Origin of the sequence: Pseudomonas sp. BBP2017, assembly GCF_003024385.1 — a bacterium.
Classification (GTDB): domain Bacteria; phylum Pseudomonadota; class Gammaproteobacteria; order Pseudomonadales; family Pseudomonadaceae; genus Aquipseudomonas.
Map to the genome: position 1 here is coordinate 26,364 of NZ_PVZN01000024.1, position 26,089 is coordinate 52,452.

Genomic DNA, 26,089 nt, shown 5'->3' on the forward strand with positions numbered 1-26,089 from the left:
TGGGGGCGCCCGAAACGATTTCAAGCCTGCTCGTCAATCGACGGCGAAACCGTTGCCGGAGCCTTGCTGACCACGACCATGGCCGGACGCAGCAAGCGACCGTTGAGCTGGTAGCCCTTCTGGAACACCTTGAGCACGCTGTTGGGCTCGACTTCGGCGCTTTCCTGCATAGCCATGGCCTGGTGGTGCTCGGCATTGAAGGGCTCGCCGTGCGGGTCAATGGCCTCAAGGTTGTAGCGCTTGAGGGTGTCGTGGAACATCTTCAGGGTCAGCTCGATGCCTTCACGCATCGGACGAATGCTTTCGTCGTCAGGGCTGGACAGTTCCAGACCACGCTCGAGGCTATCGATGACCGGCAGCAGGTCACCGGCGAATTTTTCCAGGGCGAACTTGTGCGCCTTTTCTACGTCCTGCTCGGCGCGACGACGCACGTTCTGCAGGTCGGCGGCGGTACGCAGGGATTGATCCTGGGCCGCCGCCAGCTGCTCTTCGAGCACCTGCACGCGGGCGCTCAGCTCTTGGTCGCCAGTCGCTTCGGCGTTCAGATTCTGTTCATCCAGCTGTTCGTCAGCCATAAAATCTCTCCTCTCGAATAAGGTCTGCGAGCATTACTCGCGCTTCTGCCGCCTATATGGGGTCGCAAAACCCAGGTTCAAGGGCTACAAAGCAGCGCGCACGCATTCGCTCATAACCCATTGCAATCAGAACCGTGCCCTGATAACCAAATCGAACTAAACGACAGCATTGTCAGCGGATTTGAAAACACTGTATAAATAACCAGACTTAACGCCTGGGAGCCGCCCCAATGCTGGTGCACCTGTCCGTACACAACTATGCCATCGTCGAACACCTGGACCTCGAGCTCGCCCGCGGGATGAGCGTCATCACCGGTGAAACCGGGGCTGGCAAATCGATCATGCTCGACGCCCTGGGCCTGACCCTGGGTGATCGTGCCGACAGTGGCGTGGTGCGCCCTGGTGCCGATAAGGCCGACATCCTCGCCACCTTCGACCTGGCGGACATCCCAGAGGCGCGCACCTGGCTGGCTGAACGTGACCTGGACAACGATGGCCCGTGCATCCTGCGCCGGGTGATCACCGCCGAAGGCCGCAGCCGCGGCTACATCAACGGCACGCCCTGCCCGCTCGGCGACCTCAAGGCCCTCGGCGAGTTGCTCATAGATATCCACAGCCAGCACGAACACCAATCGCTACTGAAGTCCGATACCCACCGCCGCCTGCTCGACGAGTACGCGGGCGCCACCGACCTCGCCCGCCAGGTGCAACTGGCCGCCCAGCGCTGGCGCCAGACCCGCCAGGAGCTGGAGCGCCTGTCCAACTCCGGCGACGAGCAGCGGGCACAGCATCAATTGCTGAGCTATCAGCTTGAAGAACTCGACAACCTCGGCCTGGGCGAGAACGAGCTGGAGCATCTGGAGCAGGAACACAAGAACCTGACCAACGCCGAAGCACTCTTTGGTATTTGCCGCCAGGTGATCGATCACTGCAGCGAAAACGACTCAGGGAACGTACTCAACGCCCTGACTGCCAGCCTCAATCGCCTGACTGCGGTGCAGAATGCGCCGAAAGCACTGGGCGAAGCCGCCACTATGATCGCCAGCGCGCAGATCCAGGTTGAAGAGGCAGTCGGCGAGCTAAACCGCTTCCTTGATCACTTTGACGCCGACCCGGCGCGCCTGCAGCAACTCGAAGAACGTCTCGACAGTATCTATACCCTCGCCCGCAAGCACCGCGTGCACCCGACCGAACTGGCCAACCTGCAACAGCGGCTGATGGAAGAGCTCGAAGGCCTGAATGCCAATGACGAGTCCATTGAGCGCCTTGGCGAGGAACTGGCCGCCTTTGCCCGTCATTACCAGGACAAGGCCGGCGAACTGAGCGCCTTGCGCGTCCAGGCCGCCAGCCAGCTGGCAGGCGCGGTCGAACAGGAAATCCAGCGCCTGGGCATGCCCGGCGGTCGCTTCAGCATCGAATTGCATGCCAATGGCAGCGACGAGCTGTCGCCTCACGGCCTGGAGCAGGTGGAACTGCTGGTCAGCGCCAACCCCGGCCAACCGCTCAAGGGCCTGGCCAAAGTCGCTTCCGGGGGCGAGCTGTCACGGATCAGCCTGGCCATCCAGGTCATCACCGCGCAAACCTCACGCATCCCGACCCTGGTCTTCGACGAAGTCGATGTCGGGATCGGCGGCCCGACTGCAGAGATTGTCGGCCAATTGTTGCGGCGCCTGGGTGAGCGCGGCCAAGTGCTGACCGTGACCCACCTGCCACAAGTGGCCGCCCAAGGCCATCACCACCTGTTTGTCCACAAGGTGCGTAACAGCGATGCCACGCATACCGCCGTGGCCAACCTGGGCAAGCGTGAACGCGTCGAAGAGGTGGCACGAATGCTCGGCGGTATCGACCTGACCAAGGAGTCCCTGGCCCACGCCCGCAAGATGGTGGTCACCAGCAAGGGCTGATACCCAGAAAGCACAAAGGCGACCCCCAGGGTCGCCCTTGATGCTGTGCAGCAAGAAACTTCAGCTTACTTTTTCTTGCGCACGTACAGGACCAGATTATGGTCAACCAGTTCGAAACCGTGCTCTTCCACGATTTGCTTCTGGCGCTTCTCGATTTCACTGTCGAAGAATTCGATGACTTCACCGGAGTCCACGACGACCATATGGTCGTGGTGACCACCGTCGGCCAGTTCAAACACAGCGTGGCCGCCATCGAAGTTGTGGCGCACTACCAGGCCGGCAGCTTCGAACTGGGTCAGAACACGGTAGACCGTGGCCAGACCGACATCCTCGCCTGCCTCCATCAGCGCCTTGTAGACATCTTCAGCACTCATGTGACGCTGCTCGGTAGAGTCGAGCATCTGTAGAATTTTTACTCGAGGCAGTGTCACCTTGAGACCGGCTTTGCGCAGTTCGCTATTTTCAACCATGGTCAGCTTTCTCGCCGATGCTGCTTCGCAGCTTCTCTGAATACGGGTATGATCGGGGTTTACGTTGTCCAGCCAAGATAGTGGAAGTCGCCCACCGATGCAAAACACCAAGCTCTTGCTAACCAGCCTCACCCTTGTGGGACTGCTCGCACTCGCCGGTTGCTCGTTCCCCGGGGTTTACAAAATCGACATCCAGCAGGGCAATGTCGTCACGCAAGACATGATAGACCAATTACGCCCCGGAATGACCCGTCGGCAAGTACGGTTTATCATGGGCAACCCGCTGATCCAGGATACCTTCCACACCAATCGCTGGGATTACCTGTACAGCCTGCAACCTGGTGGCGGCCAACGCCAGCAGGAGCGCATGAGCATTTTCTTCAACGAGAACGATCAACTGGTCAGCCTGTCCGGCGACTTCATGCCAGGCGTCAGCCGCGACCAGGAAATCCTTGGCGGCAGCGGCGACACCAGCGTCAGCCCAGCACAGCCAGACACTACCACCGAGCCGGTTGAGCAGGTCAAGGAAACCCCGGCCAAGCCAGGCTCCCTGGAAGAAAAGATCCAGCGCGAAGTCGATACCATCGAAACGATTCCGGTACCGACCCCTGCCCCACTGGAAAGCTCGCCGCAGTAAGTATTCTGCAGGCAAAGAAAAGCCCGGATATTCCGGGTTTTTCTTTGCCTGCAATTCAGCGCTTGGCTTTCTTGAAAACCCTCGCCACCTTGGCGGCGCGCTGCTTGCGCACCTCCTTGGGGTCGATCAGCAAAGGCCTGTACAACTCGATGCGATCACCTTCAGCGACCGCCTGCTGTGCAGCCTCATTGACGACCTTGCCGAAGATGCCGAGCGGGCACGCATCGACATCCAGACCCGGCACTTGTTCGGCGATACCCGACAAGCGCACCGCTTCACGCAGTGTCGTGCCGGGCGCCACTTCCACAGCCAGCAACCATTGCTGCTCGGCCGTGGCGTAAACCACTTCAACCCGCAAGTTGTTTGGCCCGCTGACAGAAGGCATCGACCAGGGTATTGGCCGCCTGATTGAACAGCGGCCCAAGAGTCGCCCGCACCAGCGGTCCGGCGTAGTCGAAAGACAGGTCCAGGCTGATCTTGCAGGCCTTCTCGCCCAAGGGTTTGAAGATCCACAGACCGTGCAACTGATTGAACGGTCCCTCCTCCAGGTTCATCTCGATGGATTGCCCGGGTGCCAGCACATTACGGGTGACAAACTTCTGGCTCATTCCTCCTTTGGCTACTTCCAGGCTGGCGCGCATCAGCGTGTCATTGACCTCAAGCACCGTGCTGGACGAGCACCAGGGCAGGAACTCCGGGTACCGCGCAACATCGTTGACCAGGTCGTACAACGCCTGGGCCGGATAGGGCAGCAGGGCCGAACGTTGAATATGGGTAGTCATCCAGGTGTCACTTCCAAAGCTGAGCGGCAAACACAACCAGAATGCCGAGGGGCGCCACATAGCGCATCAAGAAGAAAGTCAGAGCAAACAGCAACGGGCTGCGCATTGCCAATTCATCGCGCACCGCCTCACGCCCCATGATCCAACCCGCGAATATCACAAAGCACAATCCACCCAGCGGCAACATGATCCGCGAGGTAAAAAAGTCGATCACGCCGAAGAAGTCCAGCCCACCACTCGCACCCCACTGGTAGAGCTGAAAACCACTGCCGTCATTGACGAAAAAGCGTGCCTGCTGCCAGATATTGAACGAAAACACAGTACCCAGCCCCACCAGCCAGCAACTGAAGGCCAGCCAGGTAGTGATCCAGCCACGTCGCACGCCGGTGCGCTCCACCAGGTAGGCGACCATGGGCTCAAGCAGGGAAATCGCCGAGCTCCAGGCAGCAACGGCCACTAGAACAAAGAATACGACGCCCATCAATTGGCCAAAGGCCACATTACCGAAGGCAAACGGCAAGGCAACAAACATCAGGCCCGGACCCTCGCTAGGATTCAGGCCGGCAGCGAACACGATCGGGAACAGGGCAAGGCCTGCCAGCAGCGAAACAAAGGTATCGAGCAGGGCAACAGCAACGATGGTGCCGCCAATTGAGGCACCTTTCGGCATGTAGGCCCCGTAGATCAACAGCGAGCCAACACCGACACTCAACGAAAAGAAGGCATGCCCCATGGCGGGCAACAAGCCATCGAGCAGGCGCGCGGTGTCGAAGTCGAACATGAAATGCAGGCCCTGCATGAAGTGCCCGGTTGTCAGGCTGTACCCCAACAGGATCACCAGCAGCAGGAACAGCAGCGGCATCATGACCCGCAAGCTTTTCTCCAATCCCGCCACCACCCCACGGGCAATGACCAGCGCCGACAGCAGCATGAACAGGCTGTGCCACAGCATCAGGCGCCAAGGGTCGCTGATCACACCATTGAAGTAACCACCGACCTGATCAGCCGTCACCCCCTGAAAGTCACCCCTGCCCATATTGATGATGTAGTCGAACGACCAGCCACCGACCACGCTGTAGAACGACAGGATCAGCAACGCCGTAACCATCCCGGCGAATGCCCACCAGGACCAGCGCGGCGAGTGCCCGGCTTCTAGCGCCAGGTCACGCAAGGCGTTGGCCGGGCTTTGCCGGGTGCGACGGCCGATCAGGGTCTCGGCCAGCATCACCGGGATACCGATCAAGGCGATACAGGCCAGAAACACCAGAACAAAGGCACCGCCCCCGTAGACGCCGACCATGTAGGGGAATTTCCAGATACTCCCCAAGCCCACCGCAGCACCGGTCGCCGCCAGTACGAATACCCAGCGACTGGCCCAGCCACCATGGACAGAAACCTTGTCCGTCGACATCAACACGCTCAACTGTGGAAAAAAAGAGCGCGCATTGTCCGGGATTCACCTCACAGGCTCAAGCGCACTGCTACCCCGTAGCCGACAGCGCAACGACTGCCTATAATGCCGCCCCTATGGCTAAACAAACGAAACATCCGACAGGGACCATCGCGCAGAATAAAAAGGCGCGACACGATTACTTCATCGAGCACAAGTTCGAGGCCGGATTGGTCCTGTCCGGTTGGGAAGTAAAAAGTCTGCGTGCCGGCAAGGCGCACCTGACCGACAGTTACGTGGTGCTCAAAGATGGCGAGGCCTGGCTGATGGGCAGCCATATCACGCCGCTGACGGCCGCCAGTACGCATGTCATTGCCGACCCGACACGCACCCGTAAACTGCTGCTCAATCGTCGAGAGCTGGAGCGCCTGCATGCTGCCGTGCAGCAAAAGGGCTACACCTGCGTGGCCTTGTCGATTTACTGGAGCAAACACCTGATCAAGTGCGAGATCGCGCTGGGCAAGGGCAAGAAGGAATACGACAAGCGCGATACCCAGCGCGAGCGTGATTCTGATCGCGAATTGCAGCGTGCGGTGCGCAACAAGGGCAAGGAAGACTGATTTCAGTCTGAGACGCCTTCATCGCGGGGCAAGCCCGCTCCTACCCGGATCACTAAAATCCGGTGGGAGCGGGCTTGCCCCGCGATAGCTTCAGCGTCCGCTACGGCGCTCCGCCCGTGCCGTTCGCTGCACTTCCTGACGCACCTCATCGAGCACTTCCTGCACATACAGAATGTGTCGGCTGGACACTTCGCGAGCATCCTCTGCCCGCCCTTCCACGATTGCCAGGTACAGCTCCCGGTGCTGGCTGATCAGCATGTCGCGGGTTTCCACGCGCCGTTTATACATGCCGCCAATGTTGGTCACCACGTTACGCTTGAGCAAATCAAACAGACCACGAATGGTGTGCAACAACACTGCATTGTGGCTGGCTTCAGCGATCGCCAGGTGAAAGCGCGCATCGGCCGCGCCCTCCTCAGCCCGATCTACTTCGCTAGAGCGAGCGTAACAATCCTGCAAGGTATCGAACGCTGCCTTGAGCCGCTGACGGTCAGGCTCGGTTGCGCGGATTGCCGCGTAATAGGCGCATGATGCCTCCAGGGTATGTCGGAACTCCAGCAAATCGCGCTGGGCTTCGGGGTTGCTTTCCAACAGCTGCAACAGCGGATCGCTGAAGGTCGAACCCAACGCCTCAGCCACATAGTTGCCGCCACCCTGGCGACTGACCAGCAGGCCCTTGGCCACCAGCTTCTGGATCGCTTCGCGCAGTGACGGTCGCGACACCCCGAACTGTTCAGCCAACGCCCGCTCGGCAGGCAGCCGCTGGCCGGCACTCAGGGTGCCTTCAAGAATCATCCCCTCAAGCCGCTCGACGATATCGTCGGACAAACGGCGTTGGCGGACCTGATCAAAAACCATCACATGCTCTCCACAATCCCGAGTGCGTTCGGGGCTGTCTATTCTGGCCTATCCGCTCCCTGCCGACACCCATCAGATTGCAACTTTCCCTGCTGCTCAGGCCATTTCGCCGACACCCATCCGACGAAAGTTTTCTTGAGACAAATTGACACACCCACAGCGAGGCTTTTAACCTAGCGCCTCGACATTGTAAATTGGTATTACCAATTATCCAATATCAGTGCTGACCAACAACAATTAGGGGCCACCCCATATGCAAACCTGGCAACAGCTCTACAGCCCGCTTGGTAGTCTTGGCCTGTCCGCGCTCGCGGCAGTCATCCCGATCGTGTTCTTCTTCCTCGCCCTGGCGGTGTTCCGGCTCAAGGGCCATATCGCTGGCAGCATCACCCTCGGCTTGTCGATTCTGGTAGCGATCTTCGCCTTCCAGATGCCTGCCGACATGGCGTTTGCCGCCGCCGGATACGGTTTTGCCTATGGCCTGTGGCCAATCGCCTGGATCATCGTCGCCGCGGTGTTCCTCTACAAACTGACGGTCAAGAGCGGCCAGTTCGAAGTGATCCGCAGCTCGGTGCTGTCGATTACCGATGACCAACGCCTGCAGGTATTGCTGATCGGCTTCTGCTTCGGCGCCTTCCTTGAAGGTGCGGCAGGCTTCGGTGCGCCAGTGGCAATTACCGCCGCCCTGCTGGTCGGCCTGGGCTTCAACCCGCTGTACGCCGCCGGCCTGTGTCTGATCGCCAACACCGCTCCGGTGGCCTTCGGCGCCCTCGGCATCCCGATCATCGTGGCCGGCCAGGTAACCGGTATCGACGCTTTCAAGATCGGCGCCATGACCGGTCGCCAGCTGCCATTGCTGTCGCTGTTCGTACCGTTCTGGCTGGTGTTCATGATGGACGGCCTGCGCGGCGTCAAAGAGACCTGGCCTGCCGCACTGGTGGCCGGTTTGAGCTTCGCCGTGACCCAGTACTTCACCTCGAACTTCATCGGCCCGGAGCTGCCGGATATCACCTCGGCCCTGGCCAGCCTGATTTCCCTGACCCTGTTCCTCAAAGTCTGGCAGCCCAAGCGTTCATTCGCTGACGCCACTGGCAGCGTCGGTGCAGCGGTGGTCAAAGGCGGCAGTCAGCCTTCGCCGTACAGCTTCGGCGAGATTTTCAAAGCCTGGTCGCCGTTCCTGATCCTCACCGTGCTGGTGACTATCTGGACCCTCAAGCCGTTCAAGGCGGCCTTCGCTGCCGGCGGTTCGATGTACAGCTGGGTGTTCAACTTCGCCATCCCGCACCTCGATCAACTGGTGATCAAGACCGCCCCGATCGTCGCTACCCCGACCGCGATTCCGGCCGTGTTCAAGCTCGACCCGATTTCCGCCACCGGTACGGCGATTTTCTTCTCGGCGCTGATCTCGATGCTGGTCCTGAAGATCAACCTCAAAACTGGTCTGACCACTTTGAAAGAGACCTTCTTCGAACTGCGCTGGCCGATCCTGTCGATCGGCATGGTCCTGGCCTTCGCCTTCGTTACCAACTATTCGGGCATGTCTTCGACCATGGCCCTGGTACTGGCCGGCACTGGCGCGGCCTTCCCGTTCTTCTCGCCGTTCCTCGGCTGGTTGGGGGTGTTCCTGACCGGTTCCGACACTTCGTCCAATGCCCTGTTCAGCTCGCTGCAGGCCACCACTGCGCACCAGATCGGGGTCAACGACACCCTGCTGGTCGCGGCTAACACCAGCGGCGGCGTGACCGGCAAGATGATCTCGCCACAGTCGATCGCGGTAGCCTGTGCGGCCACCGGCCTGGTCGGCAAGGAATCCGACCTGTTCCGCTTCACCCTCAAGCACAGCCTGTTCTTCGCCACCATCGTCGGCCTGATCACCCTGGTCCAGGCTTATTGGCTGACCGGCATGCTGGTTCACTAAAGTGTCAGAGGCCGGACGCGTTTCCGCGCGTCCGGCATCCGCCCTTACAATCGACGCAGCGAGACCACATGATCATTTCTGCCTCTACCGACTATCGCGCTGCAGCCCAACGCAAGCTGCCGCCGTTCCTGTTCCACTACGCCGACGGCGGCGCCTACGCCGAGTACACGCTGCGCCACAACGTCGAAGACCTGGCCAGCATCGCACTGCGCCAGCGCGTGCTGAAAAACATGTCCGAGCTGAGCCTTGAGACCCAACTGTTCAACGAAACACTGAGCATGCCGGTGGCGCTGGCCCCGGTCGGCCTGACCGGCATGTACGCCCGGCGCGGCGAAGTTCAGGCCGCTCGTGCGGCAGCCGCCAAAGGCATTCCCTTCACGATGTCGACGGTGTCGGTCTGTCCGATCGAAGAAGTTGCCCCGGCCATCGACCGCCCGATGTGGTTCCAGCTCTACGTCCTCAAAGACCGCGGTTTCATGCGTAATGCCCTCGAGCGCGCTAAAGCTGCGGGTGTCACGACGCTGGTGTTCACTGTCGACATGCCTGTACCTGGCGCCCGCTATCGTGACGCGCACTCGGGCATGAGCGGTCCGAATGCACCGCTGCGCCGCGTCTGGCAAGCCATGACCCACCCACAGTGGGCCCTGGATGTCGGCCTGCTGGGCAAGCCGCACGACCTGGGCAACATCTCCGCCTACCGTGGCAGCCCAACGGGCCTGGCCGACTACATCGGCTGGCTGGGCGCCAACTTCGATCCGTCGATTTCCTGGAAAGACCTGGAGTGGATCCGCGAGTTCTGGGATGGTCCGATGGTGATCAAGGGCATCCTTGATCCACAGGATGCCAAGGACGCAGTGAAATTCGGTGCCGACGGTATCGTCGTCTCCAACCACGGCGGCCGCCAGCTTGATGGCGTGTTGTCCAGCGCCCGTGCCCTGCCGGCTATCGCCGACGCAGTAAAAGGCGACCTGAAGATCCTCGCTGACTCCGGCATTCGTAGCGGCCTGGATGTGGTGCGCATGATAGCTCTGGGTGCCGACACCGTGCTGATCGGTCGTGCATTCCTCTATGCACTGGCCACCGCAGGCGAAGCCGGGGTGAAAAACCTGCTGGAGCTGTTCGAGAAGGAAATGCGCGTGGCCATGGTGCTCACGGGCGCCAAGACCATCAGCGAGATCACCCGCGATTCGCTGGTACGCGAACTGGGCGCCTGATTGCCGCGCCCGCACCGATCACCGCCTGATTGACCGGGACACATGGCGCACCAGACGCCACGGTCCCGCGAGGAGATTGCATGAGTCTGCCCGCCGCGTTCCTCGACACGGTTGAACACCTGATCCCCCGCGAGCGGCGTTTCGACGACCCGCTCTCGACCCTGGCCTTCGGCACTGACGCCAGCTTCTACCGACTGATTCCCAAGCTGGTGATCCGCGTCGAAAGCGAAGACGAAGTCGCCACCCTGCTCAAGGCAGCGCATGCCCAACAGGTTGCGATCACCTTCCGCGCTGCCGGCACCAGCCTGTCCGGTCAGGCCGTGAGCGACTCGGTGCTGCTGGTGTTGGGCGACAACTGGAACGGCCGGGACATCCGTGACGGCGGCAAGCAAATCCGCCTGCAGCCGGGCGTGATCGGCGCCCAGGCCAACGCCTGGCTGACCCCGTTCGGGCGCAAGATCGGCCCGGATCCGGCCTCGATCAATGCCTGCAAAATCGGCGGCATCGTCGCCAACAACGCCAGCGGCATGTGCTGCGGCACCGCCCAGAACAGCTACCACACCCTCGCCGGCATGCGCCTGCTGCTGGCCGACGGCACCTTGCTCGACAGCGAAATCCCCGAGAGCATCACCCGCTTGCGTGAAAGCCATGGCGTGCTGCTCGAGCAGCTCGGCGAATTGGGCCGGCAGACCCGCGCAAACACTGAGCTGGCAGCCAAGATCCGCCACAAGTACCGCCTGAAAAACACCACCGGCCTGTCGCTCAATGCGCTCGTGGACTACGACGACCCGGTAGATATCCTCACTCACCTGATGGTCGGTTCCGAAGGCACCCTCGGTTTTATCAGCGCAGTGACCTACAACACCGTACCGGACCATCCGCACAAGGCCAGTGCGCTGATCGTCTTCCCGGATGTCGAGACCTGCTGCAACGCGGTACCGGTGCTCAAGCAGCAGCCGGTGTCCGCTGTTGAGCTGCTCGACCGCCGCAGCCTGCGCTCGGTGGAGAACATGCAGGGCATGCCACTGTGGGTGAAGAGCCTGTCTGCTAATGCGTGTGCACTGCTTATCGAGTCCCGCGCCGCCACGCAGTCGCTGCTGCACGAGCAACTGGCACACATCAGTGCCTCCATCGCCGGGTTCCCGGTGGAAAAGCAGGTTGATTTCAGCGAAGACCCAGTGGTCTACAACCAGCTCTGGCGCATCCGCAAAGACACCTTCCCGGCTGTTGGCGCGGTGCGCGAGACCGGCACCACGGTAATCATCGAAGACGTCACCTTCCCTGTGGAGAAACTGGCCGAGGGTGTGAACCGCCTGATCGCGCTGTTCGACAAGCACGGCTACGACGAGGCCATCCTCTTCGGCCATGCCCTGGAAGGCAACCTGCACTTCGTCTTTACCCAGGGCTTCGACTCGCCACAGCAGGTGGCGCGCTATTCAGCCTTTATGGACGACGTCGCGCAACTGGTCGCCGTTGAATACGGCGGTTCGCTCAAGGCCGAACATGGCACCGGACGCAACATGGCGCCCTTCGTAGAACTGGAATGGGGTAGCGACGCCTATCAACTGATGTGGCAGCTCAAACGTCTGCTTGATCCGAGCGGCATCCTCAACCCTGGGGTGGTGCTGACCGACGATCCACAACTGCACCTGAAAAACCTCAAGCCGCTACCGGCCGCCGACGAGATCGTCGACAAATGCATCGAATGCGGCTTCTGCGAACCGGTGTGCCCGTCCAAAGGGCTGACGCTCAGCCCGCGCCAGCGCATCGTCATGTGGCGCGATATCCAGGCGCAGAAACGCGCGGGCAACGATACCCGTCAGCTCGAACGTGACTTCCAGTACCAGGGCATCGACACCTGCGCCGCCACCGGTTTGTGCGCCCAGCGCTGCCCTGTTGGGATCAACACCGGTGAACTGGTGAAAAAACTGCGCGGCCAGGACGCCAACCATGTGAAAACCGCCGACTGGCTGGCAGAAAATTTTCACACCGCGCTCAGTGGTGCACGCTTTACCCTACAGGCTGCCAATGGCGCACGCAGGTTGCTCGGCGCGCCGCGCCTGAGTCGCCTCAGCGCCCGCCTCAGCAAGGTCAGCCACGGCCGACTACCGCAGTGGACGGCGGCCATGCCGCAACCGCTGAAGGCCATTTCGTTCAGCCCGGCAAGCAACGATGCGCGACCGCGGGTGGTGTACCTGGCAGCCTGCGTGTCGCGAGTGATGGGCCCTGCTGCAAGCGATCGCGAACAAACCTCGCTGCTCGACAAAACCCGCGCCCTGCTGGAGAAAGCCGGCTATCAAGTGGTGTTCCCGGACAACCAGGACAACCTGTGCTGCGGTCAGCCCTTTGCCTCCAAGGGCTACGCCGAACAGGCCGAACACAAGCGCCAGGAGCTGATCAACGCACTGCTGCATGCCAGCCGAGGCGGGCTTGATCCGATCTACTGCGATACCAGCCCCTGCACCCTGCGTCTGGTACAGGACCTGGCCGAAACCCGCCTGGACCTGTATGACCCGGTGCGCTTCATCCGCACCCACCTGATCGACAAGCTGGAGTTCACCCCTCAGGACGAACCGATTGCCGTGCACGTGACCTGCAGCACCCAGCACCTGGGCGAAAGCCAGGCCCTGATTGACCTGGCACGACGCTGCAGCAAGCAGGTGGTGATCCCCGAAGGTATCCATTGCTGTGGCTTTGCCGGCGACAAGGGCTTCACCACCCCAGAGCTCAATGCTCACTCGCTGCGCAGCCTCAAGGACGCAGTGCAGTACTGCGGCGAAGGGATTTCCACCAGCCGCACCTGTGAGATCGGCCTGTCCAATCATGGCGGGATCGATTATCACGGACTGGTTTATCTGGTGGACCGCGTGACCCGGTCTCGGAGCCTCTGAACTGTGGCAAGTGTCGCAGTCCATCCAGATCGGCCACAAGGATTGCATTGCCATCACCAGCAAGGTGATCGGGCGACTGGAACCGCAGTCGACGTCGCCCGAGCAATGGCGTATACTGACTCCTAAGCGTTGAAAAGCGCTTCAGCTAGAGTGCAACAAATGGGGCCGATTAGGATTCGACGCCGGTAGTGAAACTCTAGGTGCATGCCGAGTTGGTAACAGAACTCGTAAATCCACTGTTGCAACTTTCTATAGTTGCCAATGACGAAAACTACGAGGGTTACGCTCTCGCTGCGTAAGCAGCTGAGCCCGCTCTCCTGGTAGCTTCGGCTCCAGCAATCACTAGGGGATGCCTGTAAACCCGAAGTGATTGTCATACAGAACAGGATCGCCGTGCAGTACGTTGTGGACGAAGCGGCTAAAACTTACACAACTCGTCCAAAGCACCCTGCCCGTCGGGCGGCTGCGGATTAACTCAATAGACACGGCTAAGCATGTAGTACCGACAGCGGAGCACTGGCGGACGGGGGTTCAAATCCCCCCGGTTCCACCAAATTCCTTACACAGGCCCCATTTTATGGGGCTTTGTGCTATCTGGACCTGGCATTTTCGACCAGTGCGCCACAAGGGTGTCACATTCACGTGAGGCATAATTCGGTGCCCCTGAATGAAATCCAGTCCCACATACCTCACCCTGAACCGCCATGGGACCTATTATTTTCGCATTGTGATTCCTACGGCCCTGCGCTCATTGGTGGATGGCAAACGTGAAATCCGGCGCTCACTCAAAACCGACAGCCAACGACTAGCGCTTAAGCGAGCTAGGCAGCATGCTGTGTGCTTTGAGTCTATTTTCGACAGAGCATTGCGAATGACTGAGCAGAAAGACTACGACCCCAGCCCAGAAGACTTTGACTTGTACGAAGAGCTGCATTCCGCCCCTCAGAGCACAGATGCTGGAGTGTGGTCGGCCCCTGCCAGCCTCTCGAAAAGACCTGAAGAAGTTGCTATCCGATGTCGAGATTGAAGAACAGCAGCGTCGGCATTGCATTGCCGAACTGCTGACAGGCAGGTACAACCGCCCCATCCCGACCGCACAAGAGACGCTCGCACAGCGACTGCTGGAAATCTCTCGTTCCTACATGCCAACCGAGTTACGAACCGCTCTGCCCAAGCTCCGGGATGCACTTACACTACGTGACCTCACACCAAATAGTGCACCCGCAGGAGAGGCTTCCTAGCACGCATCAAGCTATGACCCAATAATGGCTAGCTGGACGCTTTATCAGGTATCGGAGCACTAGTTGGAGCGCGATAGAGCCGACATATCCTCAAAAGGCGGGCAGGCCAACCACGGTGGCACCCTGGAGGAGAGAGAGCGTCGTGCCCGCGTAATGACTGTTCTCACGCACCACACCCAAGATGAGCAGGACCTATCCGAAGCACCACAGCAAGCACGACATAGGCTGTCGCCCCCCACTGCCATCCTGACAGCATCTGGTAATCATTAGGTGCAGCCATGTCTATTGCTCCCCCGCCCTTTACCCTCTTCTGCCAGTACTGCTCTTGGAAGATGACCTTCCTTCCACGCAGTGACGTGCTGGTGCTGAACCTCGACTGGTTCACCCACTGCCCCACCTGCAATACCCCTTCGCCTCACCGTCGCACGGCTACCCCCAAGGAAGTGCTCAAAACACGGCTGGAGGAATTCCTGAAGCTCCACGGCTGAATCTTACCCAACTGCGCCAGCCGACCGATGACCCACATTTTCAGAAGGCCTAACGATGAAAAACTTGCTCGCTACCATCGGACTCTTCGTGGTGCTTACCAAAGGTTACGCGTTCTACCGCGAATACAGCGAAATGAAGCGCGAACGCGAAGCGCAACGTGCTGCCACTGACTGAAAAAAAGCGAAATGCCAGCCCACCCCCAGAACAATTGGTGGCACAAAGCCACTCACTTGAGTAGGATTCACGCCACCTTGACGCCAGTTTGCTGGCGCTCAGTAGAGACATTTAACCAGGTAGTTACCATGTCCCAAGCGAAGGATACGCTGCTCAGGCTGTTTGCATTGCTACGCCTGATACCCACCGAACCTCAGCGTATTGCAGCCTCTACTCTGCTCGAAAAGCTCCGTGACAGAGGCTTCTCGGTCACCTTGCGCTCGGTCCAGCGTGACTTGAGCCGGTTGTCGATCCCGTTCTCCCTGCAATGTGACGACAGCGAAACGCCCTTCCGCTGGAGCTTCACCCGTGAGGCACCGCTCAAGCTGGAAGACATGGACGCGCCCACCGCACTGGCGCTGTTCCTCTCGGAAAGCCACTTAAGCCCGATCCTGCCGCAAAGCGTTCTGGACCAGTTGGGTCCGCAGTTTCGCCGGGCCCGCAACTTCCTCAATGGCGTGGGTAGCAACGGCCTGGCCGACTGGGCAAAGCGGGTTCGCTCACTCCCCAACGGCAAGACCCTAATCCCAGCGCAAGTCAGCGCACACACCTGGGCCCAGGTATCGGCCGGCCTAATGGAGCGCAAGCAGCTGGAAGTGGTCTACCGCAGCCGCAGCAAAGGTGACCTCAAGCATTTTCGCCTGCACCCGGCTGGCATGGTGTCGCGCCATGCGGTGAGCTACCTGCTGGCATCTGTGAATGGCTATAGCGACCTGCGCCAATTTGCCCTGCATCGGATCACCGAAGTGAGCGTGCTCGAAGAGGCCGGGCACGAACATGAGAGCTTCGACGTGGATGCCTACATCGCCAGCGGCGTTTTCAGCTATCGAGAGGCCGAGGCCCACGTCGAGCTGATCGCCGATGTTCGCCCGCAGATCGCTGCACTGCTCCACGAAACGCCGCTGAGCCAGCAGCAGACTTTGAGTAGCGTTTCCGAGCAGGGCTGGCACCGCTTGCACGCCACAGTGCCGCTAGACCGCGAAACGCTGTGGTGGATCTTCGCCCTGAACGAAAACATTCGCCTGCATGCGCCCCAGGTGTGGGTGGACGAAGTGCGCGAGCGACTGAACTCGATGCAGGCGCTGTACCAGAACAATCAAACACCCCCGCAAATGCAACCTGCCTGATCTTCAACACTCAAAAGGACATTGCCATGCCACTTCCCCTCATCCTCGGCGCTGCTGCGCTGGTCAGTGCTGCCTACGGTGCCAAGAAAGGCTACGACGGCTACCAGAAGCACTCGGAAGCTGATGACATCGTCAACGCTGCCAAAGCGCGTTATGCCGATAAAAAGGAAGCGTTCGACGTACAGGAAAAAGCCACTAACGCGGCACTTGAGGCCCTGGGCCGGGAAGAGCTAGAGATCGGCAAGAAGTTCGACGAGTTCAAGACCCTCGCCAACGATTTGCTAGACAAGCTCAACGCAGACCGCCAGGACAAACTGAAGATCAATATTCCGAAGCACAAGCTGCAGAGCATCGAGAGCTACAGCTACACTGCTGTTGGCGTGCTGGGTGCCACCGCAGGAGCAGGTATTGCCGGCGCGGCGGCCGGTTTTGCTGTATATGGCGGCGTAATGGCGCTAGGCGCGGCCTCCACCGGCACCGCCATCTCCTCGCTAGCCGGGGTGGCGGCGACCAACGCAACACTGGCGGCAATCGGCGGCGGTTCGCTCGCTACTGGCGGCCTGGGCATGGCTGGTGGTACTGCAATCCTTGGCGCCGCAGTGGCAGGCCCGGTACTGGCCATCGCCGGCTGGGCTTACGACAGCCATGGCGATGAAGCGCTGAAGAACGCTCACAAGGCCGACCGCGAAGTGGACAGTTCGATCACCAAGCTGAAGAACGCCCAGCAACAACTGAGCAAGGCTGAAGATTACGCCTTCGACATCAATGACGTGTTGAGGTCGGTGTACGGGCAGTTCGACAAGTACTTCGAACATCTGAAGTATGCAGCCCGCCGTATCGAAGACATCCGTTCCCGCAAGCTCGACCCTCACGCTGAAATGGCCAGCATGAGCGCAAACATCATGCGCGCGATCCAGAACGGTTATACCCTGGCTGCCATCATGGTCGACCTGATCACCACCCCGCTGTTCAGGGTCAAGGAAGTGAACGGCAATGTGGTCAAGGACAAGAACGACGTCCCGGTCATGGCTACCGATGCCGATGGTTCGATGATCCTCAACAGCACCAAGCTGGACGAGCAGATCAGCGAAACCAAGACCAAGGCGCAGGGCGTCGAACCCGCCTGATGTACTGCGCGGGGCCGAAAGGCCCCGCCTTCGCTTCGCCTTCACTCATTCGTCATGGATGCCCTTATGCACGCCGCAGCGCAAGACTTCCCCTGGGCCGAAGAGCTCGAGAAAACCGTAATCACCAGCCTGACCACCAGCTTCGGCCTGGACTTCCTGCTGTTCAAGGACAAGCTCGGCGGCGAAGTGGACACCATCCACAACGTACGCAACGGCGTATGGGCGACCGAGGCAGAAAAGCAGGGTTTCGAGCAGCGTGGCGAGTATAATTCCACGCCCTACCATCAACATGCGAATTACATCGCCACTGGCCAGAAAGACAAGGCCAGCCAGGCCGCAGGCACACTGAAGGACCCTTACCGCAACAAGGTGATGGCTGCCCATGAGCAGCGCAACCTGGACCACGTGATCAGCGCCAAGGAAATCCACGATGATGCCGGGCGGGTGCTGGCTGGGCTCAGTGGTGTGGAGCTGGCCAACCAGAGCAGCAACTTGCAGACCACCCACGAGACGGTCAACAAGTCGAAGAAGCAAACGCCGATCAACGAGTACCTGGACAAGCTGCCGGGTCTGATTTCCAACCACGAGAAATCGCTGGCCGGCGACCGCGTGCGCCTGACGAAAATGCCGCGCGAAACAGCGCAGCAGCAACATGAAGCCCGCGCACTGGAAGACAAAATCCGCAAAACCGAAAGCAAGCTCAGCGAGCTCAAGGCCGTGGACCCTGAAGGCATGCGCAAACGTGATGCCGAGGCCCGCGCGCCGTACGATCAGCAAATCAACGCGGCCTACTACACCAGCAGCAAGTTCCTGCACCAGACCGCGCGTGTGACGGGCTCTGCCGCATTGGCCATGGGTACCCGGCAAATGCTCGGGCTGGTGATGGCGGAGGTATGGTTTGAACTGCGTGAGCAACTGCCGGCCCTGCTGGACAAGCTCAAGCAAAAGTTTAGCCTGGAGGCCTTCGTCGACAGTATCAGCGAGTCGCTCAAGGGCATCTGGAAGCGGGTACAGGCGCGTTTCAACGACTTCCTAGTGGCGTTCAAGGATGGTGTGTTTGCCGGAGTGCTAGGGAGCCTGACCACCACCGTGTTCAACATCTTTGCCACCACCCAGGCGATGGCGATCAAGATCGTCCGTGAGCTATGGGGCCAATTGGTCAAGGCCGTCAAACTGATGGTGTTCAACCCTGACCAACTAAGCTTCGTGGAGCAGTGCCAAGCGGTGACATCGTTGCTGTCGGTGGGCGTTGCCACGGTGGTGGGCACCATGGCCTACACCCAGCTGATGCCATTCCTGAGCTTCCCGTTCGGCACCGAGCTGGCCGCGTTCGCGGGTGCGCTGGTGACGGGCGTGGTAACCCTGGGGCTGAACTACTTCCTGCTGCACAGCACGATGGCGCGCAAGCTCTGGGCCTTCATCGAATCGCTGACGCCGCACGCGGGCACGGTGCGTGAGTTCCAGGCGATCAACGCGGAGCTGGACCGCTACCTTCTGGAGTTGAGCCGGTTGGAGTTCAACCTGGACGTGGAGGAATTGCAGGCCTTTACCCAGGAGCTTGAGGCGTGCAATGACGAAATCCAGCGCAGTGCGTTACTGCAGCAGGTTGTGGAGGCCCGAGGGATCGAGTTGCCATTCGAGATAGGTAACGCGGCCAGCACACGCAACTGGCTGGCTTCGCTGGTATGACCCTACCAGCGTTTCCCTGTACGCAGTGCGGGCTGTGTTGCCGCAATGTGCATCTGGCGGAACAGACGCAGTATCTGGATCGGGGGGATGGGGCTTGCCGGCATTACAGTGATGCAGACAAGCACTGCCTGATCTACGAGACCCGGCCGGATATCTGCCGGGTCGACCGGCAGTATCAGATGCACTATGCACAACGGTTCAACTGGAAGACGTTTGTAGAGGTGAATGTGGAGGTTTGCAAGCTGCTGCAGCGTCAGGCGCAGGAGTGAACTAAGCCGACACATTCACAAGAGCACTGCGCCCCCTTTCCTGCGCCAGCTACACCGTACTTCGCTGCCCTGCAGCAACCTATCCGCTTGGTCGAAGGTTGAGTCGGCGTGCGGCCAGCCATATTCCGACAGAGTCATGCACCAGCACTCTCATCCAGTTCGCACGGCGGTTGGCGAACAGATAGACGCAGTGCGTGCCTTACAGCACCGAAGACGGTGATGACACGGGCGAGGGCCGTGGTTGCTGTGTTCGCTGAAGATGTTCGACGCAAACGCCTGGAACTTGGCCTCTCTCAGGAGGCGCTCGCAGAGCGTGCTGGCGTACACCGCACCTACATTGGAATGCTTGAGCGTTCAGAAAAGAACGTGACGATTTACAACATCTGGAGGCACGCCTCAGCACTGGATGCCTCGCCCTCAGATCTGCTGATTGGATAGCACCAGCAGAGTGCCTGCCTGCCCTTGATCATATCTATCGCATTGTCCATGAGGGGAGCGACGCCAAATTGCTGCGACGCGAATTTCAAGTGAGAGGGAGTGTGGAAGGAATGGTCGACACGGTGCTCGGTCGTTTTCGTCGCGATGCGGATAGCGGTGACGTGCAGCCTGGGCTACTCAGCATATGGTAAGACCTAAGCCTGGCGTGGCGCTTTTGGCCGTTTGCTGACTGTCATGCCGAGACAGAATCCACTTGTCAGCAGTCTACAAACCAATTGTAAAAACATCGCCAACCTCACCTTTTTGTGGATACCTCAGCGGGTCTTTTTAGGCGATCGTAAGGCGCCAACACTTGCCGTTACCACCAACAAGGTTCCCAGGCATTGCAACGCTGACATTGGCTGCTGCAGGATTACAAACCCAGCCAGAACACCAATTGCAGGCTCCAGGCTCATCAGAATGCCAAAGGCAGAGGTTGTCATCCGACGCAGTGCATTTAGCTCGAGGACGTAGGGAACCAAAGGAACCAAAAGAGCAAGAAAACTCACGTAGAACAGTTGCTCCAACGGGACATGCCCAGCACTTTCGATCAGACCAAACGGGGTCGCTAGAAGCGCGGCCACAATCAGTGCCGAGGATAATCCCTCCATCCCTTTGAAAAGGCTTCCCACACGCTTCATCAACAGAATGTAGCCTGCCCATCCAAGTGCTGCGCCTGCTGCCAGGGTTAAACCCAGTGTATCCGCCGTCCAACTATCATTTTGTCGAGCGATAAGCAAAATCCCGGTCGCGGCCAGAAGTGGCCATAGCAGACCCCAGCCCTTGCGCAGACCTACAGCTGCTACGCACAGCGGTCCGAGAAACTCGATTGCAACGGCGAGGCCCAGGGGCACATGGGCGATGGCGGCGAAGAAGCAAAAGGTCATGCACGCCATTGCTGCGCCCAATCCGACGGCTGCGATCCAGTGTTGTGGTGTGTAACGCATGACCGAAGGACGTACCACGACCGCCAGTATCAGTGCGGCGATGCACAGTCGTAACCAGGTGGTGGTGACGGATCCGAACATTTCCATGACCGGCGCGCTCATCGCAGCGCCGAATTGCACAGAGCACATGGCCGCAACCGCCATCAGCACTGCAATTACTTCAACTTTCGAAGCCGGAGGAGGCGGCAATAAAACATTGTCCTCAGCGAGTCCTACTGAGGGCAAGGGTGAAACTACAGGGCTGGGGGCTGCGCTTTTTTTCACGGCATTTATTCCTATTAGAAAACGTGACTTTAGTAGGACGTTTACTATAAAAATAACTAATAGTTTTTATGTCGAAGTAAGGATTTTTTATGCTGCGTGATTTGGATAGCCACCTGCTTAGGGCGTTCCTAACGGTTATCGAGACCGGCAGCGTGAGTGCTGCCGCGCAAAAACTTGCGCGGACCCAGGCAGCGGTGAGTATGCAACTGCGGCGATTGGAAGAGCAGTTGGGACACCGCCTTTTGGAACGCTCCCCCAGAGGGGCGACGTTGACGGGCGCGGGCCAAATGTTGATGCCGTATGCGCAACGTATCCTTGAGGCGGGGGCCGATGCCCAGCGCGTACTTGGCGACAGTCATGTTTCGGGTACGGTTCGCTTGGGATTGCTGGAGGATGTTGCCGTGGGTCGATTGCCCTCTGTACTGCAGCACTTTTCCGCCAGCTACACCGATGTGGTTCTCGAAATTATCGTGGATTCCAGTACGGCATTATCCCGGATGTTGACGCACGGAGAGTTGGACATCGTTATCGGTGATCCGGGTGTAATAGACGCCTCTGCGGTGAAGACATGGACTCAGCCATTGCGATGGGTAGGTTCACGAAACTTGAAAATCGACTGGCGAAAGACGCCTCTGCCGGTGATTGCATTTGTCGGCACATGTGCATGGCAGGAAAAGGCTTTCGCGGCCTTGAACCGAGCCAGAATACCTTGGCGTGTCGTGTGCAAAAGTACGAGCCTTCTGGCCATTCAGGCGGCGGTCGACGCTGGATTGGGGGTGGCTGTCATGTTGATGGGGCACGTGCGCCACGATGCGGTGAGAGTTTTAGGTGCCAGGGAAGGTCTACCACCTCCGCCACACGCAGATTTTGGTTTGTTTGCCGGCTCCTTGGAGGCTAACGCAAACTCGGCACAGCATGCGCTTCTGGATTTTCTGAGTGAGGACATCGAAAACTTCCTCGCACTTGAAAAAGACCAGGCCTGAAGACGTTTTACCTACGCGCCAGAAATCATTCTGTCTGCGAATGAAGTCTCGTTACAGGTCAAACTGGTCAATGAGAGTTCGGCTTCCATTTACGTAGGACTTAGACACCATCGCCCGGCCTCGTCGCTGGCGAGGAACAGCGCAACATTGGCCAGCTCCTCCGGTTGGCCGACGCAGCTGAGCATTCTACCGGTCAGGTTGATGTCCAGCACGCGACGCCACTCCTCGGTGCTGGTGGCAGTGATGCTGCCCTGGCTGGCGACGGCACGCCAACATCCAGGCCAACCACCTTGGCACCTTCAGCGGCGAAGCGCTTGACGCAAGCCAGGCCGATACCCGAAGCGGCGCCGGTGATTACCGCGACCTTATTGTGCAGACGAGCCATGATGCGACCTCACTTGTGCTGGTGGGAAAGCGTCCCGGCAGTCTAGTCAGGGCAGCACAAGGCTTGATCGTCCATTGGGACTAGGTAAGGCCGACACAGCGACAGGATTCAGGCCTCCCACGCCTGCCTCATAGCCCGGGTTGCCCGCGACAGAGGCAACGGCATTACTGCACCCTCAAACAATATTGAGAATTTCAGGCAATGGCTTGCGAGGTTTTTGCGGCCAATTGCCGCTCGCCGGATAGCCGACCGTCACAATGACAACGGGAATCTCGGCAGCGTCGAGATCAAACGCGCGACTCACCCCTGGCGCATCAAAGCCGACCATGGCGCATGAGCCCAGCGTCATGCCCTGGGCTGCCAGCATCAATGTCATTGCCGCCAGCGATGCCGAACGAATGGCCTCATCGCGCTGCAAAACAGGATCACGCTCATGGGCCGCACTGGCTTGTGCCACCCATCCATCGACCATGTGTTGCTCCAAGATGCCCGCGTCCACGCTAGGTTGAAGCGCCGCAGCCAATTGCGCATGCGCGGCCAGCGTGCCGCACACGATGAAGGCGACCGAAGCATCCTCCACCTTCTGCTGGTCATAGGCGAGCGATCGCAGACGCGCCTTGGCGTCAGCCGATCGCACGGCAATAAACCGCCAGTTCTGCATGTTGTAGGCAGAAGGTGCTCGGCTGGCCTGGGCCACCAGCGAGGCAATGATGCCGTCGTCCAGGGTTCGGCCGGGTTGAAAGTGATTGGTGGAGACACGGGATTCAATCGCGTACTGAATAGGGTTTGTCATGGTAGTACCTGTTGAGAAATAAACCGTTGAATGAGAGCCGCTTGCGCGATACGGGGAAGGCCGCGCGAACCAACATCAATGGCCAGGGCAAGTGCGGTAAACATGCGCCCTGACCGACCAGACCACCGACAGACCTAGCAGCGCCAACGCCACCAGCGTCCACGGCAATGAAGCTGGCCCGCTATGCTCCAGCAGGACAGCGCCGACCACACCACCGCCGGCCACCGCCAGGTTGAAGACCGTCACCAGCATCGACTGCGCGACATCGGCACCCTCGTCTGCCATATCCGCCAGCGCGGTTTGCAACAGAGTCGGCGCACCGCCGAAGGTAAGCCCCCAGGTTGCGACGCCCAACAAAACGAGGGTATTCGAGCCACCCGAGAAACCCAGCAGCAACGCCGCTCCGGCAAACATGCCCAGGCTTAGCAGAGTCAGCGTGCGCAGCCAGCGATCCACCAGCAGGCCAGTGATCAAGATCCCTGCGATCGAGGCCACACCGAACAGCAGCAGTACGGCATCCACGCGATGACCCAAGCCTACCGATGCCAGGAACGGCGCGATGTAGGTGTAAAGGATGTTGTGCGCCAGTATCCAGGCGAACAGCACCAGCAGTACCTGGCGGATGCCTGGCTGCAAGAAAATGCGCCGGATCGGCAAGCGCTGTCTGGCCGCCTGCCCGGCGAAGTCCGGCACCGCCAGACGCACCCAGACGAACAACAGCAGCGACACTGCCGACATGATCCAGAACACGCCGCGCCAATCGAACAGCGTGCCCAGCCAGGCGCCCAGTGGAACGCCGATGGACAGCGCAATCGGCTGACCGGCACCCGCCACGGCCAGTGCACGGCCCTGCAAGCCGTGCGGCACCATACGCCGCACATAACCAGCCATCAGCCCCCATACGACGCCCGCCGCCATGCCCGCGGCGAAGCGAGCGGCGAGGATCAGCCCGTACTGGGCGGACAAGGCGGTGATCGTGTTGAACACCAGCAGACCGCCAATCGCCAACAGGAACAGGCGCCGACGACTCCAGCTGCGCGTGGCGGCGATGAGCGGAATGGCGGCCAGCACCGACCCCAGCGCATAGAGTGTTACCAACTGGCCGGCCATGGCTTCAGAGACGCCCAGGCTCTGGCTGATTTGCGGCAACAGACCGGCCGGCATAGTCTCGGTCATGATGGCGAGAAAGCCCGCCAGCGTGAACGCCAGCAGTCTGCAGATGGGCAGCCCCTTGGTATTACTCGCAGGCATGGCGGTGGTCTTTGCGTGATTCTGCATGTCCATATGGCAATTGCTCCCAGGTAGTTCAGGCGAGGCAGGACGCCGCCATGCCCTTGTCACCGTGCCCCGCATCCAGCGCACGCTCGAAGCGACAGAGGCCAGGCTGCGCCGATCAGAGCTGAACCCAGGACTGCGACTGCAGGCCGTGTATCAATGTTCATTGGAACCCCTTGAAGACGAGGATGATGACGCCATTACGGGAACAATCGTTCCACAATGAGGCAAACAAAAACCCGGCATTGCGGCGCATTTCGGTGCGCCAGAACGACGGGGGAGTGGCTACAACGTATCGAGCGCCACGTCGATCACGTCCAGCAGGCATTGACGGCGCAGCTTGGCTGGGCTGCCTTTGCTCAGTACTCGCAGCCCTTGCACGGTGCTGACGAAAAAGCGGGCCAACGCACGCGGATTCTTCCCGGCGGCAATTTCGCCAGACTGCTGCCCGCGCTGGATCAAGGTTTCCAATGCCTTCTGCAGACGCTGAAAGTTATGCGCCACCAGCTCGGCGACCGCTTCGTCGTGACCTGCCAGCTCCAGCGTGGCGTTAGCGACCAGGCAGCCGCGTCGCTGTGGATCGCCCAGTTCATCCTCGACGATGCGCAACAGCAGTTGCCGGACCAGTTCTTTGGCCGGGCCTGGACCGGATAACAGTTGCACATTGGCCGTGGTCACGGCCTGGTAACTGCGCAGCGCCTGTTGATAAAGCCCTTGCTTGTTCTCGAAGGTGCCGTAGAGACTGCTGCGCGACAGACCGGTTCCTTCAACCAGATCCTGGATTGAAGTCGCAGCATAGCCGCGCTGCCAGAACACGCGCATGGCGGCATCGGCAATCACGTCGGGTTCGAATTCCTTTTTACGCATGGCAATCCAGTCATAAGGAATGATCGTTCCAGAAAATATACGACGCCGCCTCTGTTGCGTCAAGTGAGCGCACACAGCCCGTCAAGAGAACCAATGCCACTTCGAGTCCTGGCGCGCGCCATCGAAATGCACGCACGGGGTTATCGTGAAATAAAAAAACCCGGCCGTAGCCGGGAAAATGACAACCAGGAGCAAGTGGCTGTTCAGTCGGGGAATTTCAGGCGCAGCCGCGCACTCTGCGGGCGCCCCTGGCAGGCCAGGGTCCAGCCCTCGGCAAGCTCGGCAGGGGTAAGCACGTCATTGCGCAACAAACGCACTTCGCCCTCTTCCACCTTGCACATGAGATCGGTTTCCACGACCACCACGACATGGGCAGGGCCATCACCAACTCTCTGGCGGCTATCGAGGCCGGTGCAACGCGGATCGACGGATCGGTAGCCGGCCTCGGCGCCGGGTAACAACGCAAAAAAGGCATCTGACGCGCTGCGCAGATGCCTTTTTTGTTACCCATGTCCCGTCCTGAATATGGTTTACACCTCCCATCCCGAATTTCCGGGGATCCAGATGGCGCAAGGTGTTAAGCGTACTCAGCGTGATTACTCGCTGTCTTTTAAATTGGCAGTGGTTGATCAGATCGAAAAAGGCGAGATGACCTATGGTCAGGCTCAGGAGCGGTATGGCATC

Annotated in this window: 26 protein-coding genes, 1 other RNA gene and 2 pseudogenes; 16 read left to right on the forward strand and 13 right to left on the reverse strand. The window is 59.8% G+C overall.

Annotated features, from left to right (window positions below):
- Nucleotides 1-20: 20 nt before the first annotated feature.
- Nucleotides 21-575 (reverse strand): nucleotide exchange factor GrpE, encoded by a 555-nt coding sequence (grpE, locus tag C6382_RS22090; RefSeq protein ID WP_107026443.1) that lies wholly within the window; start codon nt 573-575, stop codon nt 21-23.
- Between the two features lie 230 nt (nt 576-805).
- On the opposite strand from grpE, the gene recN reads away from it, so the two are divergent.
- A complete protein-coding gene (recN, locus tag C6382_RS22095) occupies nt 806-2,479 on the forward strand; it encodes a DNA repair protein RecN (RefSeq protein ID WP_107026444.1) in 1,674 nt (557 codons plus the stop codon).
- Between the two features lie 65 nt (nt 2,480-2,544).
- On the opposite strand, the gene fur is transcribed toward recN, so the two are convergent.
- A complete protein-coding gene (fur, locus tag C6382_RS22100) occupies nt 2,545-2,949 on the reverse strand; it encodes a ferric iron uptake transcriptional regulator (protein WP_107026445.1) in 405 nt (134 codons plus the stop codon).
- A 97-nt stretch (nt 2,950-3,046) separates the two neighbouring features.
- Between fur and C6382_RS22105 the strand changes: the two genes are divergently transcribed.
- Nucleotides 3,047-3,586 (forward strand): outer membrane protein assembly factor BamE, encoded by a 540-nt coding sequence (locus tag C6382_RS22105; RefSeq protein WP_107026446.1) that lies wholly within the window; start codon nt 3,047-3,049, stop codon nt 3,584-3,586.
- A gap of 55 nt (nt 3,587-3,641) precedes the next feature.
- On the opposite strand, the gene C6382_RS22110 is transcribed toward C6382_RS22105, so the two are convergent.
- From C6382_RS22110 to C6382_RS22120, 3 genes are read right to left on the reverse strand one after another with little or no spacing between them, the layout of a single operon-like run.
- The gene (locus C6382_RS22110) at nt 3,642-3,971 is read right to left on the reverse strand and encodes an RnfH family protein (protein WP_107026447.1); all 330 of its coding nucleotides are present in this window, start codon (nt 3,969-3,971) and stop codon (nt 3,642-3,644) included.
- Nucleotides 3,934-4,368, reverse strand: coding sequence for a type II toxin-antitoxin system RatA family toxin (locus C6382_RS22115; RefSeq protein WP_107026448.1), 435 nt, complete (start codon nt 4,366-4,368; stop codon nt 3,934-3,936). Before C6382_RS22115 ends, C6382_RS22110 begins: the two co-directional genes overlap by 38 nt.
- A gap of 7 nt (nt 4,369-4,375) precedes the next feature.
- Nucleotides 4,376-5,779, reverse strand: coding sequence for a sodium-dependent transporter (locus C6382_RS22120; protein WP_107026449.1), 1,404 nt, complete (start codon nt 5,777-5,779; stop codon nt 4,376-4,378).
- Between the two features lie 116 nt (nt 5,780-5,895).
- Between C6382_RS22120 and smpB the strand changes: the two genes are divergently transcribed.
- Nucleotides 5,896-6,378 carry an SsrA-binding protein SmpB gene (smpB, locus tag C6382_RS22125; protein WP_107026450.1) on the forward strand — a complete coding sequence of 161 codons (483 nt, stop codon included), beginning with the start codon at nt 5,896-5,898 and terminating at the stop codon, nt 6,376-6,378.
- 90 nt (nt 6,379-6,468) lie between these two features.
- Here the strand turns inward: smpB and C6382_RS22130 are convergent, their stop codons facing one another.
- A complete protein-coding gene (locus tag C6382_RS22130) occupies nt 6,469-7,236 on the reverse strand; it encodes a GntR family transcriptional regulator (RefSeq protein ID WP_107026451.1) in 768 nt (255 codons plus the stop codon).
- A gap of 253 nt (nt 7,237-7,489) precedes the next feature.
- Between C6382_RS22130 and C6382_RS22135 the strand changes: the two genes are divergently transcribed.
- The 10 genes from C6382_RS22135 (at nt 7,490) to C6382_RS22175 (ending at nt 19,414) form a co-directional block, all read left to right on the forward strand.
- Nucleotides 7,490-9,154, forward strand: a complete 1,665-nt coding sequence (locus tag C6382_RS22135) for a lactate permease LctP family transporter (protein WP_107026452.1) — start codon at nt 7,490-7,492, stop codon at nt 9,152-9,154.
- Between the two features lie 68 nt (nt 9,155-9,222).
- Nucleotides 9,223-10,368, forward strand: coding sequence for an FMN-dependent L-lactate dehydrogenase LldD (gene lldD / locus C6382_RS22140; RefSeq protein WP_107026453.1), 1,146 nt, complete (start codon nt 9,223-9,225; stop codon nt 10,366-10,368).
- Nucleotides 10,369-10,448: 80 nt separating this feature from the next.
- Entirely contained in the window at nt 10,449-13,259 is a 2,811-nt protein-coding gene (locus C6382_RS22145; protein ID WP_107026454.1) for an FAD-binding and (Fe-S)-binding domain-containing protein, read from the forward strand.
- Nucleotides 13,260-13,420: 161 nt separating this feature from the next.
- Nucleotides 13,421-13,812: a transfer-messenger RNA gene (gene ssrA, locus C6382_RS22150) on the forward strand.
- A gap of 114 nt (nt 13,813-13,926) precedes the next feature.
- Nucleotides 13,927-14,286 carry a DUF6538 domain-containing protein gene (locus tag C6382_RS24805; RefSeq protein ID WP_371919652.1) on the forward strand — a complete coding sequence of 120 codons (360 nt, stop codon included), beginning with the start codon at nt 13,927-13,929 and terminating at the stop codon, nt 14,284-14,286.
- Nucleotides 14,287-14,778: 492 nt separating this feature from the next.
- Complete coding sequence (locus C6382_RS22155; RefSeq protein WP_107026455.1) at nt 14,779-14,988, forward strand: hypothetical protein; 210 nt, start codon at nt 14,779-14,781, stop codon at nt 14,986-14,988.
- 303 nt (nt 14,989-15,291) lie between these two features.
- On the forward strand, nt 15,292-16,329 hold the full coding sequence (locus C6382_RS22160) for a YafY family protein (RefSeq protein ID WP_107026456.1): 1,038 nt from the start codon (nt 15,292-15,294) through the stop codon (nt 16,327-16,329).
- A 26-nt stretch (nt 16,330-16,355) separates the two neighbouring features.
- The gene (locus C6382_RS22165) at nt 16,356-17,456 is read left to right on the forward strand and encodes a chemotaxis protein (protein WP_107026457.1); all 1,101 of its coding nucleotides are present in this window, start codon (nt 16,356-16,358) and stop codon (nt 17,454-17,456) included.
- Between the two features lie 66 nt (nt 17,457-17,522).
- Nucleotides 17,523-19,145 carry a DNA repair protein gene (locus tag C6382_RS22170; RefSeq protein ID WP_218276279.1) on the forward strand — a complete coding sequence of 541 codons (1,623 nt, stop codon included), beginning with the start codon at nt 17,523-17,525 and terminating at the stop codon, nt 19,143-19,145.
- A complete protein-coding gene (locus C6382_RS22175) occupies nt 19,142-19,414 on the forward strand; it encodes a YkgJ family cysteine cluster protein (protein WP_107026459.1) in 273 nt (90 codons plus the stop codon). Before C6382_RS22170 ends, C6382_RS22175 begins: the two co-directional genes overlap by 4 nt.
- A 79-nt stretch (nt 19,415-19,493) precedes the next feature.
- Here C6382_RS22175 and tnpB read toward each other — a convergent pair whose 3' ends face one another.
- On the reverse strand, nt 19,494-19,595 hold the full coding sequence (gene tnpB, locus C6382_RS24810) for an IS66 family insertion sequence element accessory protein TnpB (RefSeq protein WP_146146927.1): 102 nt from the start codon (nt 19,593-19,595) through the stop codon (nt 19,494-19,496).
- A 38-nt stretch (nt 19,596-19,633) separates the two neighbouring features.
- On the opposite strand from tnpB, the gene C6382_RS22185 reads away from it, so the two are divergent.
- Nucleotides 19,634-19,852 carry a helix-turn-helix domain-containing protein gene (locus C6382_RS22185; RefSeq protein ID WP_107026460.1) on the forward strand — a complete coding sequence of 73 codons (219 nt, stop codon included), beginning with the start codon at nt 19,634-19,636 and terminating at the stop codon, nt 19,850-19,852.
- 314 nt (nt 19,853-20,166) lie between these two features.
- On the opposite strand, the gene C6382_RS22190 is transcribed toward C6382_RS22185, so the two are convergent.
- Complete coding sequence (locus C6382_RS22190) at nt 20,167-21,102, reverse strand: DMT family transporter (protein ID WP_218276280.1); 936 nt, start codon at nt 21,100-21,102, stop codon at nt 20,167-20,169.
- An 89-nt stretch (nt 21,103-21,191) separates the two neighbouring features.
- Here C6382_RS22190 and C6382_RS22195 point away from each other — a divergent pair, with 89 nt between their 5' ends.
- On the forward strand, nt 21,192-22,085 hold the full coding sequence (locus C6382_RS22195; protein ID WP_178082824.1) for a LysR substrate-binding domain-containing protein: 894 nt from the start codon (nt 21,192-21,194) through the stop codon (nt 22,083-22,085).
- Between the two features lie 176 nt (nt 22,086-22,261).
- Here the strand turns inward: C6382_RS22195 and C6382_RS24815 are convergent.
- The 5 genes and pseudogenes from C6382_RS24815 to C6382_RS22220 all read right to left on the reverse strand — a co-directional run.
- A pseudogene (locus C6382_RS24815) lies at nt 22,262-22,470 on the reverse strand (SDR family NAD(P)-dependent oxidoreductase); the annotation flags it as partial.
- 175 nt (nt 22,471-22,645) lie between these two features.
- The gene (locus tag C6382_RS22205; protein ID WP_107026462.1) at nt 22,646-23,263 is read right to left on the reverse strand and encodes a nitroreductase family protein; all 618 of its coding nucleotides are present in this window, start codon (nt 23,261-23,263) and stop codon (nt 22,646-22,648) included.
- Nucleotides 23,264-23,338: 75 nt separating this feature from the next.
- Nucleotides 23,339-24,514 carry an MFS transporter gene (locus C6382_RS22210; RefSeq protein ID WP_107026467.1) on the reverse strand — a complete coding sequence of 392 codons (1,176 nt, stop codon included), beginning with the start codon at nt 24,512-24,514 and terminating at the stop codon, nt 23,339-23,341.
- 309 nt (nt 24,515-24,823) lie between these two features.
- Nucleotides 24,824-25,405: a TetR/AcrR family transcriptional regulator gene (locus C6382_RS22215; RefSeq protein WP_107026463.1), complete on the reverse strand. Its 582-nt coding sequence runs from the start codon at nt 25,403-25,405 to the stop codon at nt 24,824-24,826.
- 203 nt (nt 25,406-25,608) lie between these two features.
- The gene (locus C6382_RS22220) at nt 25,609-25,761 is read right to left on the reverse strand and encodes a hypothetical protein (protein WP_256589176.1); all 153 of its coding nucleotides are present in this window, start codon (nt 25,759-25,761) and stop codon (nt 25,609-25,611) included.
- On the opposite strand from C6382_RS22220, the pseudogene C6382_RS22225 reads away from it, so the two are divergent.
- Nucleotides 25,747-25,860, forward strand: a pseudogene (locus C6382_RS22225) (4-hydroxy-2-oxovalerate aldolase); the annotation flags it as partial. The gene C6382_RS22220 and the pseudogene C6382_RS22225 sit on opposite strands and share 15 nt — an antisense overlap.
- Between the last annotated feature and the right edge of the window lie 229 nt (nt 25,861-26,089).